At 70.1% G+C, this 11,106-nt stretch carries 10 protein-coding genes; 5 read left to right on the top strand and 5 right to left on the bottom strand.

All coding sequences use genetic code 11. From position 1 onward, the window contains the following. Positions 1-11 precede the first annotated feature (11 nt). On the top strand, positions 12-551 hold the full coding sequence (locus tag ACTOQ2_RS27525) for an RICIN domain-containing protein (protein WP_362696219.1): 540 nt from the start codon (positions 12-14) through the stop codon (positions 549-551). Positions 552-576: 25 nt separating this feature from the next. On the opposite strand, the gene ACTOQ2_RS27520 is transcribed toward ACTOQ2_RS27525, so the two are convergent. Further along, positions 577-993 (bottom strand): VOC family protein, encoded by a 417-nt coding sequence (locus ACTOQ2_RS27520; protein WP_440103385.1) that lies wholly within the window; start codon positions 991-993, stop codon positions 577-579. A 300-nt stretch (positions 994-1,293) separates the two neighbouring features. On the opposite strand from ACTOQ2_RS27520, the gene ACTOQ2_RS27515 reads away from it, so the two are divergent. Then, positions 1,294-1,425, top strand: coding sequence for a hypothetical protein (locus ACTOQ2_RS27515; RefSeq protein WP_440103383.1), 132 nt, complete (start codon positions 1,294-1,296; stop codon positions 1,423-1,425). Positions 1,426-1,439: 14 nt separating this feature from the next. Continuing rightward, complete coding sequence (locus ACTOQ2_RS27510) at positions 1,440-2,531, top strand: alanine racemase (protein WP_440103381.1); 1,092 nt, start codon at positions 1,440-1,442, stop codon at positions 2,529-2,531. 242 nt (positions 2,532-2,773) lie between these two features. Here ACTOQ2_RS27510 and ACTOQ2_RS27505 read toward each other — a convergent pair whose 3' ends face one another. After that, the gene (locus ACTOQ2_RS27505) at positions 2,774-4,639 is read right to left on the bottom strand and encodes a CASTOR/POLLUX-related putative ion channel (protein WP_440103379.1); all 1,866 of its coding nucleotides are present in this window, start codon (positions 4,637-4,639) and stop codon (positions 2,774-2,776) included. A 585-nt stretch (positions 4,640-5,224) separates the two neighbouring features. Further along, on the bottom strand, positions 5,225-5,764 hold the full coding sequence (locus ACTOQ2_RS27500) for a DUF4262 domain-containing protein (RefSeq protein WP_440103377.1): 540 nt from the start codon (positions 5,762-5,764) through the stop codon (positions 5,225-5,227). A gap of 317 nt (positions 5,765-6,081) precedes the next feature. Between ACTOQ2_RS27500 and ACTOQ2_RS27495 the strand changes: the two genes are divergently transcribed. Then, positions 6,082-6,888, top strand: coding sequence for an SDR family NAD(P)-dependent oxidoreductase (locus ACTOQ2_RS27495; protein ID WP_440103375.1), 807 nt, complete (start codon positions 6,082-6,084; stop codon positions 6,886-6,888). Positions 6,889-7,004: 116 nt separating this feature from the next. Here ACTOQ2_RS27495 and ACTOQ2_RS27490 read toward each other — a convergent pair whose 3' ends face one another. Both ACTOQ2_RS27490 and ACTOQ2_RS27485 read right to left on the bottom strand, forming a co-directional pair. Continuing rightward, positions 7,005-8,408 (bottom strand): hypothetical protein, encoded by a 1,404-nt coding sequence (locus ACTOQ2_RS27490; protein ID WP_440103373.1) that lies wholly within the window; start codon positions 8,406-8,408, stop codon positions 7,005-7,007. Positions 8,409-8,615: 207 nt separating this feature from the next. Next, a complete protein-coding gene (locus ACTOQ2_RS27485; RefSeq protein ID WP_440103371.1) occupies positions 8,616-10,175 on the bottom strand; it encodes a glycosyltransferase family 39 protein in 1,560 nt (519 codons plus the stop codon). A gap of 324 nt (positions 10,176-10,499) precedes the next feature. Between ACTOQ2_RS27485 and ACTOQ2_RS27480 the strand changes: the two genes are divergently transcribed. After that, entirely contained in the window at positions 10,500-11,015 is a 516-nt protein-coding gene (locus ACTOQ2_RS27480; protein WP_440103369.1) for an FBP domain-containing protein, read from the top strand. Positions 11,016-11,106 lie beyond the last annotated feature (91 nt).

The following is an 11,106-nucleotide window of genomic DNA, read 5'->3' as shown; positions in this document are numbered from 1 at the left end:
AAGTGATGGCAATGGCGAAGCATTACACGAAGACGGTCGGCGTGCTCCTGGCGGCGATGGTCGCGACCGCGGGGATGGCGCCGTCCGCGCCGGCGGCCTCAGCCGCCCTGGCGTCACCCGTGCCGGCGGGGGCCCTCACCTGGATCAGGAACTTCAACAGCTTCAAGTGCCTGGCCATCGCCGGTGCCGACCGGAACGACAACGCCCCCGCCGTCCAGTTCGGCTGCGACAGTCACGGGTCGCGTGTCTGGTATCTCGTGGACAGAGGCAACAACCATTACTGGATCAAGAACAACTTCACCGGTAAGTGCCTCACCATCGCCGCCGGCAGTCCCTACGAGAACGCCCCCGCCGTCCAGTACTACTGCGACGCACATCCGTCACGCCTGTGGTCCTTCGTCGACAAGGGCGATTCCAACTACCACATCCGTAATTACAACAGTGGCAAGTGCCTCACCGTCGCCGGCGGCGGCATCACCGACAACGTCTACGCCAACCAGTACTTCTGCGACAACCATCGGGCGCGTCTCTGGTACTTCGTCACCCGATGACCCTCGGGATCGAAGGCCTGAACGGCTAACGGGCGCCCTGGGGATCGGCGGCCTCCCCCAGCTCGGTGAAGAGCGTGAGCTGGAGCCCGGCGGGCCCCTCAAGGCGGGAGTTGAGCGAGTTCCACGGGGTCCGGACGGGTTCGGCGACCACCGTCGCCCCGGCCCCAGCCAGCTCGGCGGTGACGGCGGCCGAGTCGCCCACCTCGAACGCCACCCGGATGTGCCCGGCCACCCTCCGCCCCACCTCGACCCGGTCGATGAACTCCGCCTGCGACGGGTCGGCGATCTCCAGGGTGGCCCGGCCCGCCTCCAGGATCGTCACCCGTCCGTCGGGCGAGGAGTACGCGGCCCGCTCGGGCAGGCCGAGCACGTCGCGGTAGAAACGCAGAGCCTCGTCGTAGTCGGCGGCGGTGACGACCAGGCGTAACTCTCGAACGGTCATGATGGCTCCCATGATGATCGCGAATCTCTCGACCACGACAGCACGACCGGTCGCGTCCGGCATTCCCGATTCGTTTGGCATTTTCGATCCGTGCGGGATACCCGGCCGCCCGCCCGGGAACCCTTCAGGCCACTCGCCGGGGTGGGACGCCCCGGCCGCTCCCCGCCTTCGCTCCCCGTGCCCTCGCCGCGTTCGCGGCCTTCGCCCCGGATGGCCGCGCACCGACGGGCGGTACCGTACTCTCCGCGCCCTCGACTTTCCCCGACACGGCACCGTATCGATGAACCGCCAGGACGAAGCGTGTTGGATGTCCACCACACGGATCAGATCGTGGACGAGGAGGTGACCGCGGTCACGGCCGCCGTCACGCCCACGCACCACCTGATCGTCGAGACCCGGTTCCCGCCCGTCCGGCGTCCCGTACCGCCATGATCGGAGATAACGCAGTGACAGCCACCGTCGCGGCGCAGCCGCAGACCTCGGAGTCGTTCCTGGCCGGGCCGCTGCCCGCATACGTCTACGACCTGGTCGAGCTCGGCGCCCACGTCAGGGACATCCGCGCCGCGCTGGGAGACGTCGAGCTGTACTACGCGGTGAAGGCCAATCCCGACCCGGAGCTGATGCGGACGCTCGCCCCGCACGTCGACGGCTTCGAGGTCGCCTCGGGAGGCGAGCTCGCGCACGTGCGGGAACACTTCCCGCACGCGCCGATCGCGCTGGGCGGGCCGGGCAAGACGGACGCCGAGCTGTTCGGCGACGTGACCCGCCTGCACGTCGAGAGCCCCGGCGAGCTGCGCCGCCTGCTCGCGTCCGGCCGCTCGGCGGACGTGCTGCTGCGGGTCAACCTGGACGTCCCGATCGCGGGAGCCTCGCTGGCGATGGGCGGCGGCGCCACACCGTTCGGGATGGACCCCGCGGGGATCGCCGAATGCGTCGCCCTGCTGGAGGCCCAGAGCGCCGTACGGCTGCGCGGGATCCACGCGCACCTGGCCAGCGGGCTCGACGCGCCCCGGATGCTGGAGCTGGCGGCGGCCGTCCTGGACTACGCGCGGACGCTGGGAGCGACCGAGATCAACCTCGGCGGCGGCATGGCCGTCTCCTACGCCGACCCCGGCGACCGCTTCGACTGGACGGCCTACGGCTCGGGCCTGGCCGCCCTCCGCCGTCCCGGGGAGACGCTCCGGATCGAACCGGGACGCTCGCTGACCGTCTACTGCGGGAGGTACGTGACGCGCGTCATCGACGTCAAACGCGTCCACGGCGAGCTGTTCGCGATCGTGGCGGGCGGGACCCACCACATCCGCACCCCCGCCACCAAGGGCCACGACCAGCCCCTGGTCATGACGGAGGCCGGTGAGCCGATCACGATCGTCGGCCAGCTCTGCACTCCCAAGGACACCCTGGCCCGCCGGGTCCCCATCGCGCTCAAGCCCGGCGACCTGGTGGAGTTCACGATGGCGGGCGCCTACGCCTGGAACATCTCCCACCACGACTTCCTGATGCACCCGAAACCGAGCTTCCACTATCTGAGCCGCTAGGAACCGGCGGAGGCCGAGCCGGAGAAAGCCGCCGGCCGGCCCCGACCCGGGTACGGGAACGCCTGCCGATACGCATATGCTGCGCATCGTCGTTTTCATGTCAGGCAGCACCCAGAGGGAGAAGCTCACCGTGTACAAGGAGTTCGCGATCGAGGCCGTGGTCTGGGTGATCCCCGTCGTAGTGCTGCTCGGGCTCGCTTTCATGATCACTGCCTGACCCGGCAGGGCCCCGCCCCGGCGGGTCAGCGCTCGGCCAGGACGATCACCGAGTCGCCGGGGCCGAGGCGCAGCGGTCGCGACTTGTCCGGATTGAGGACGACGCCGAAGTGCGGGGCCTCGTTCACGCGGTCCGCCAGGCGGTAGCCGATCGCGGTCTCGCCACGGCGCCGGGCCGACTCGATCACCGAGGCGAAGTCGACCGGCGCCCCGGGGCGGACGTACCGCTCCGCCGGGCGCGGGTAGATCTCCGAACCCCCCGAGTCGAAGAGCTGGCCGAACACCTCGGCCAGGTGCCGGTTCTCGGCGAGCTGGGCCAGCAGCAGGCCGATCACCGTGTCACTGATCACGATGTCGTCGGCCTTGGTGACCTCGGCCAGGCTCCGGTTGTTCTCGTCGTGCATCTCGCTGACGATGGAGTAGCGCTCGCCGAGCGAGGACTGCATGTCGCGCAGCTGGAGCAGGGTCGTCAGGGTTCGCGTGTCGGCGTGGCCGGGGCTGTAGCGGTCGTCGGAGAGCACGATCACGTGCTGGTAGACGCCCAGGCCGAGTGAGTCCAGCGCGTAGCGGTCGGAGGTGTCGCACTCCTTGACGTTGACCGTGAGGTTGCTCAGCCCCATGAAGCCGGTCGCCGCGTCGGGGTGGTCGGAGGCGATGTCCAGGACCGAACCCGGCGCGACGTACGCGTCGAGATAGCGGACGATCTGCCGGCCCCGGCCGTTCCAGTTGAGGATCAGGGTGCGCTCGGCGCTCTGCCTGGTGTGCTCGACCAGGACGATCGACTCCTCACGGGCCGAGGGCATGCCGGCGGCCAGGTGGATCATCGAGTCGTCGTTGGCGATCACGATGATCTCGCCGGAGTCGGAGATCACGGTGTTCATGGGCGGGTTCAGCGTGACCGTCCCGGCCTGGCGCAGCCCGATCACCGTGGCGGTCTGGTACGCCGGGAGCACCTCGCCGTACGTCATGCCGGTGAAGTGGGGGTCGGAGCGCAGGTAGATCTCCCCGTCGCCGAAGTCGAGCAGGTCCATGCAGACCACGGACATGCCCGACTGCCGCGACGACTGCACGATGAGCCGGGAGGCGGTGTCGTCGGAGTCGACGAGGTGGACGTCGGGGCCGCCCGCGAGACGCGCGGCGGCCATGTTGGAGCTCTCGGCGATGGCGGCCACCACCGGCGGGTGGCTGCCGGGCCGTTTGGCCAGGGCGAGCAGCGTCTTGATGACGTGCGCGTCGGGGTCCTCGCCCTGCGGGGAGAGGACGACCACCGAGCGGGCCCCGGCGAGGTTCATCAGGTCGAGGTCGGTCGGCTCGGTGGGCCGCCCGGTCCGGCAGACCAGCCTGGTCCTGCCGGTCTCGCCCGCGAACTGCCGGATCTCGTCCTCCATGGCGATCTTGTCCTTGTCGGCGAGGATCGTGATGACCGACCTGCGGTCGCTCGCGTGGGCCTGGACCAGCTCGCTGACGATCGTGAAGACCTGCTCCGACCAGCCCAGGATCACGATGTGGCCGCTCTCGATGATCCGGGACCTGCCCTTGCGCAGCTCCTCGAACCTGCTCTTGAGGTCGTTGGAGAGGATGCCGACCAGGGCGCTGACGATGAAGAGCCCGCCCAGCGACGCGACGAACATCAGGGCGACGAACGGCGCGCTGCCGGTGTCGCTGGCCACCTTCCCCGGGCTCAGCGCGCGCATCAGCGTCATCCACAGCATGCCCGGGGCGCCGTGGTTCTTCGCGGCCTCGTGCGGGGTCAGCCACAGGCTCAGCGCCGTGACCAGCAGGATGAGGACGAGAGAGACGAAGGCGAGCCATCCGATCAGCGCGGGCGTGCCCCGGGACATGGTGTTGTCGAACCAGTAACGCAGGCGTTCTCGAAACGTCGCCCTCGGCACGGAATTCCTCCCCCGTCGGTAAAGCACAGTCGACAATTGTACAAAAACTACAGGTCGCCGAGTGGGGGGTCGGGTGAACGCGCCGGAGGTCGCCGGTATGGGCGCCCGACGCCGCGCGGGCGGGGAAACCCCGCGGGCCGGGGCCGGGCGAGGTGCGCGAGCCGCGACGGCCCCGCGGAGGGGCGGTTCTCAAGGCCGTTCCCGGGCCCTTCCCCGAGGTCGCGTCCTTCGTCCTCGGGGAAGGGCCCGGAAGCACCGTGAGGAACATGAGGAAATGGCCATGGGCTTTATGCGGGCGACTCCCGGAATAAGGCCCTGAGTCGCCAGAAAACGGCATAAAACAGGTAAGTCAGGTTATTTAGCCGGTTATCCGGTTTTCGGTTCGCCGCAATGCCGGAGCCGGTGACCGTCGCGATCTCCGGCGGTTCGGCCGGTGCCGGTGGTGTGTCTCCGGTCGCGGGTGGTGTGCGGCCGCCTCGGCCGGGTCTCCTGCCGCAGGCGGTCTGTCGCCGTCCCGGTCGCGTTCCCGGTCGCCGGTGGCATGTGGCCACCCCGGCCGGGTCTCCGGTCGCGGGCCCGGGTTCGTCAGGGAAGTTTGGTCCAGGGGCCCGGGGCGTGGTCGTCCCTCGGGATCCACAGCGCGGGCTGGAGCTCGCGGAGTCGCGGGGCACAGCCGTCGTTCCAGGGGAAGCGGCCCGCGGCGTCCGGCCAGACGATCTCCATGAAGGACAGCGGGGGCCGCTGGTAGAAGTGCAGTGCCGTGCCGAACAGCGACCGGTACCAGCTCGCGTCCACCGTTCTCGCGACGACCGGGTAGTTCCTGATCACGTCGTCCCGCTCCCGGGCCTCGACCAGGTGACGCCCGGCGGCGATCTCGTCGGCCAGGGTGTCGAGGCAGTTGCCCATCACGTCCACGCGGAGACCGAACATGGCCACCTCGGGGGAGCGGAGCGTGTGCCACAGCCCGACGGTGAACGCCCAGCCCGGCCCGTCCTCGTCCTCCGGGACCATCACGACCGCCCACCCGCGATCCCGGACACTTCGCATCGTCCTGAGGTCGGCCTCGTCGAGTTCTACCTCCTGCTCGACGCACAGCAGGCAGTGGCACGCGCTCTGGTGGGACACATGTCTGATCGTAGTGCTTTGTGGTCGTTCATACCTATAAGTCCGACCTTGCCTGCCCCGCTCCGGGCTCCCTCCGTCCGGGGACGCGAGCGCCCGGACGGCCGCCGGAGCGCTCACGCCGGATGAGGAGGTCCGGGTCCGGCGTGAATCGCCGGCCCGAATGATGATAGGTCCGGGTCCGGCATGGATTACCGGTCCGAATCCAGCGTGAATTGCCGGTCCGAATGCTGCCAGCCCGGGGCCGCGTGCCCGCCATAGCTTTGCTCGCGTGAGGGGCCCCTGCCGCCGTACGGGGCCCGATGACGAGAGGACAATCCATGGACCTGCAGCTTTCCGGCCGCGTCGCGGTCGTCACCGGCGCCTCCAAGGGCATCGGCCTGGCCGTCACCCGTACCCTGCTCGACGAGGGGGCCCGCGTCGTCGCCGCCTCGCGCAAGAGCACCCCGGAGCTGGAGGCGCTCGACGGCGCGGACCTTCTCCACGTACCGGCCGACCTGACCGACCCCGAGGCTCCGGGCCGGATCGTGGCGCGGGCCGTGGAGGTGTTCGGCGGGCTGGACATCCTGGTGAACAACGCCGGTGGCCCGCCGCCCGGTGTGGCCCTGCCGCGCTTCTCGTTCCTCGCCCCCACCGACGACGACTGGCGGGCGATGTTCGAGTTCAACCTGTTCTCGGTCGTACGGGCCGTCCGTGCCGCCGTTCCGGTGATGCTCCAGCGGGGCGGAGGCTCGATCGTCAACGTGTCCTCGGGCGGCGCCCGGCTGCCGGCCCCCATGAACGTCGACTACAACGCGGCCAAGGCGGGCCTGAACAATCTCACCAAGGCGCTGTCGGAGGAGTTCGCGCCGCAGGGCATCCGGGTGAACACCGTGTCGCCGGGGCCCGTGCGGACGGCGTGGTGGACCGAGGAGGGCGGCGCGGCCGACATCATCGCCGCGCAGGCGGGAACCGACCGTGACACCGTGATGAACAGTGTCGCGGTGGAGATGATGAAGCTGACCACCGGCCGCCTCGTCGAGCCGCAGGAGGTCGCCGACGTGATCGCCCTGCTCGTCTCGCCGCGCTCGGCGAGCACCACCGGCGCCGACTTCGCCGTCGACGCCGGTTTCCTCAAGGAGATCTGAGGTCGCTTTCCGCGAGGAGATCTGAGGCCGCGCAGGCCCGTGGCCGCCGGCCCCTTCGCAGACCGGGTCCTGGTCTCCTGCCCCCCGGCGCCAGAAGACCCGGACCCGGGGCCGGTTCAGGCGGGCAGGGCGACCAGCTCGACGTCTCCGGTCAGGAAGGCGGTGAGGAACCTCTCCCGGCCGACGATCTGGAAGATCTGGTCCGCGTACCGCCCATCCGCCCCGTAGCTGAGATCCTTCTTTTTGATCGGAGGCACCAGGGCGCCCTCCACGCCGACCATGAGCCTCCTCGTGGACTTCTCGCCCCCGTGGTCGACCATCCAGTTGTAGATCTCCCTGGTGACCACCTCGACGAACCCCTCCGAGATCACCAGCGGCCTGTTCGTGATCTTCATCTTCGCGGTCAGACGCGGATGGATGAGGGAGTGCGTCATCTCGTGGACGATAGTCTCGATCACCTCCCAGCGGGACCGTGACTGCGGCTGGTCGGGCCTGAACTCGGTGACCAGGCCGATGCCGCCGCCCTTGTCTCCATGGGAGTTGGAGCCGATGTGCTGGGCGTAGAAAAGCGTGAGCCGCTTCGCGCCCTTCTCCTCGTTCATCCATTTACCGAGCGCTTCGAAGAGGAATGTGTTGTCCGCACCTCGGGTGCTGTCGTATCCGGCCGCGTCGAAAACCGTTTTTCCCGGTGCGCCCTGCCCACCCACCTGGAAGGCGCGAGTCATCAGGTGCCTCACCAGATCGTTCTCGGTCGGTACGGCCGTGGTCTTGTCGTATATGTTCTTGAAATAGTCGAAGCCCGTCACGAACGGGTTGTCCTCCCTGGCCGCCGCGTACGGTTGCAGCATCTCCCAGGCCACGGACTGGGCGAGCTGCGCGATCATCTCGAAGTCGGACATCTTCTGGAACGCGCGCTCCACCCCGGGCGGCCTGCGCCATATCGCGACCTCCCTGATGAGAAATTCCTGCAGTCGCGGGAGTAACTCCTTGAGGAGAAGCGCCCGGTCGAGCGGGGGCCGTTCACCCGGCGCCCCGGGAGGCGGGGCGCCGTAGCAGGCGGCGGCCCGTTGCCGTGCCTCCTCCGGGAGGCGCGGCACCTTCGCGCCCAGGGCCGCCTTCAGCCATCCGGTGCGGCCGAGCACCTGGAGTTCGAAACCGTCGCGGTCGGAGAGAGGCATCCGAGGCCGCACCGTGGTGGCGTTGTTCACCAGCCAGGTCAACGCCTCCTTGACATTGAAGCCGGGGGCGCCCGTCTGGTTCACCGCCAGCAGGTTGGCCGCGTACAGCAGCCAGTGGCGGAGCTGCGGATCCGTCAGGTTCCCGACCAGGCCGGGGTCCTGGCCGACGGCCCTGTAGATGCTTACGAGCTTCTCCGTCACCCCCGCCTCGTCGAGACCCGCCAGGGCGCTGTGCCGGACGTTGATCTGGAGCGGTCCAAGATTGAGCATCCGGTCAGCCGGAAGGTCTCGCCGGACCACGGCAAGGGCGTCCTCGGTGGTGGGGATCTGTGGCGTCGACATGCCTGCCTCCGTGCTGCGGATCGGTGGTGGCCCCATCAAATCCGCCCGACGCCGAATTGGGAACGGCGCGACGGCATGGAATTCGAAGCCCGGGATTTGCGAGCATCCGAGGTCCGCACGCCCGCCGCGTCTGCGATGACCCGCGGCCAGAGCGGCCTCGCCTTCGCCGAGCGTTGGGCCCGCGCGTTTCTCGCGGGTGGCGGGACGTCAGCTGTGGTGCCGCATCTCGGGCCAGAGCAGTTGCCACGGGCGCAGCGGATCGCGGCAGACGAGGATGGGCAGGTGTTGTTCCTCGTTGGACAGGCCGACGCCGTTGTCGATCCTGCCGCGTTCCTCGCAGGTGGCGAACACCCGGGAGTAGCCGCCGGGGGAGTCGGTCACGACCACGGCGATCCGGGCGGACGGCGACGGCGGGCCGCGCCAGTAGAGCTCGTTGTGCCCGCTGTGGACCTCGGGCAGGCCGTACTCCCCGCCGTAGCGGTCCAGCGCCCCGGCCTCGCCGTAGTTGTCGGTGAGGAGCACGGTCCGCGCGCGCTCCTGGGGCGTCAGCCCGCCGACCACCGCCGCGACCCGCGCGGCGAACTCCGGCCATCCGATCGACTCGCGCGCCACCTCGTTGATCCCGGCGACCGGGGTGCCCTCCAGGGCCGGGGGAGGGATCACCGGCAGCGCGATGACGACGGAGAGGACCGCGTTGGCCGCCAGGGCGCCGACGACCGGCGCGCGCCGTCCCGCACCCGACATCCACCGGCTGACCGGGCCGCACCCCGCGGCGAAGAGCAGCACGAGCAGGCCCGCCACGTAGTCGGGGCGCCCGCCGGAGTAGAGCGTCAGCGCGCAGGCCAGCGGGTAGGCCAGGGCGAGGCAGCGCAGGCGGGGCTCCCGCCACAGCCGTACGGCGCCGACCACCTGGACGACCGCCTGGGGCGGGCCGAGCAGCAGGAACTGCAGCGGTACGAAGGCGAGGCGGTTGTCGGCGCCCTCGTCGGCCTCCAGTGCCCCGGCCATCACCAGCTGCGGCCAGCCGTGGGTCGCCTGGTAGACCAGGTTGGGCGTGGCGATCACGAGGGCCAGCAGCGCGCCGAGCCAGAGCCTGCGGTCCCGCAGCACCTCGCGCGGTCCCGCAGCCAGCACGCCCACGCCCACACTGACCAGGAGCAGCACGATCAGCTGCCGGTTGTACGTCGCCACCCCCGCGACGGCGCCCAGCGCGAGCCACCAGCGGCCGTCGCCCCGCAGCGCCCGTACGGCGAACAGCGCCGCCGCGACCCAGAGCGGCAGGTCGACCCCGAGGGTCAGCAGGGAATGGCCGCCGATCAGGAGCAGGGTCGTGGTGGCGATTCCCGCCGCGGCGACGATCTGCGCCCTCCGGTCGCCGCCGAGTTCCCGGGCCAGGAGGGCGACCAGGACGACGACGAGCGACGCGATCAGGGCGGGAACGACGCGCAGGGCGACCACGGTGTCGCCGAACACGGCGACCGAGGCCCGCGCGATCAGCGGGGTCAGCGGCGGGGTGTCGAAGTATCCCAGGGCGGGCCGCTCACCCAGCATCCGGAAGTACAGCTCGTCCCGGTGATAGCCGTAGCGCGGGCTCGCGACCAGCAGCACGGCGAGCGTGGCCAGCGCGACCGCGCCGACGGGCCGCCGGGCGAAGGGGGCGGCCGGGACGGTTGGGCCAATGGTGTGCGAGGCGGTCGTGTCAGCGGTGTGCGCGGAGGAGGGGGAGGACGCGTCGGGGGTGTGCGGCGCGGAGGAGGACTCGGACACCCGTTCATCATCGGCTTTCGACGTCGGTGACGCGAGGGGTGATCCCGATTCGCTCGCCATCCGGCGACGGGCGCTCGCGCGGCCTCCGGGCGTTGGGGGAAAAATCCTTCGACGTCCTCGATGTCGTACTGAGACACTGGCCGCTGCCGGATGCCCGGGGAGCACCTCGGCCTGACCGAGATCCGTCCCGGCCGGGCCCGACCGGGCTGTGACCTGGCCTAACCTGGTCTGGCCGCTCGCCGGTCGGCGGAGGCGCCGACCGCGGGGGCCGGAGCCGGGGCTCCGGGGGCCTTTTTCAATGATCGTCATGACGGTAGGTGAACCATGAACCCGGTCGGCGAGCGAGAGATACGCGAATCCTTCGTCAACTGCTCGAAGGGGGAGGCGCGCAGGCTCAACCTGCCCAGGAACCTTTCCGAGCTCTCCTGGGCCGACCTCGACTTCCTGGGCTGGCGCGATCCCGGCGCCCCCGACCGGGGTTACCTGGTCGTCGAGCGGCAGGGCGAGCTCGTCGGCGTCACCCTGCGCGTCGCGCAGGATGTCCGCAGGAGTTTCACCAAGAGCACCGTCTGCTCGATCTGCCTGACCCCCCACTCCGGCACCGGGGTCGCCCTGTTCGTCGCGCCCAGGGTCGGCGCCGCGGGCCGCCAGGGCAACACGGTCGGCACCTACATCTGCGCCGACCTGGCCTGCTCCCTCTACGTGCGCGGCACGAAGCGGGCGGAGTCCGGCGTGCGGTTCGAGGAGACGCTCACCACGGAGGAGCGGATCACCCGGACCGCTCTCAACCTGGAGGGCTTCCTGGACAAGGTCTTCGACGGCGACCTGCGCTCGGCGTGATCGGATCGCGGGTCCGCCCGCCTTCCGGAGGTCCCCGGCGGCCCCGGGCATCCGCGTAGTGGCCGCGTGATCGTCGCGGGATGACATCCCC

This window comes from Streptosporangium sp. H16, from assembly GCF_051918855.1.
Taxonomy (GTDB): Bacteria; Actinomycetota; Actinomycetes; order Streptosporangiales; family Streptosporangiaceae; genus Streptosporangium.
Note: the sequence above shows the minus strand (reverse complement) of the source record. Positions and strands in the feature narration are given on the sequence as shown.

Coding starts and splice junctions, on each gene's coding strand:
- ACTOQ2_RS27525 (WP_362696219.1), top strand. CDS start 12: ATGGCGAAGCATTACACGAAGACGGTCGGCGTGCTCCTGGCGGCGATG.
- ACTOQ2_RS27520 (WP_440103385.1), bottom strand. CDS start 993: ATGACCGTTCGAGAGTTACGCCTGGTCGTCACCGCCGCCGACTACGAC.
- ACTOQ2_RS27495 (WP_440103375.1), top strand. CDS start 6,082: ATGGACCTGCAGCTTTCCGGCCGCGTCGCGGTCGTCACCGGCGCCTCC.
- ACTOQ2_RS27490 (WP_440103373.1), bottom strand. CDS start 8,408: ATGTCGACGCCACAGATCCCCACCACCGAGGACGCCCTTGCCGTGGTC.
- ACTOQ2_RS27480 (WP_440103369.1), top strand. CDS start 10,500: ATGAACCCGGTCGGCGAGCGAGAGATACGCGAATCCTTCGTCAACTGC.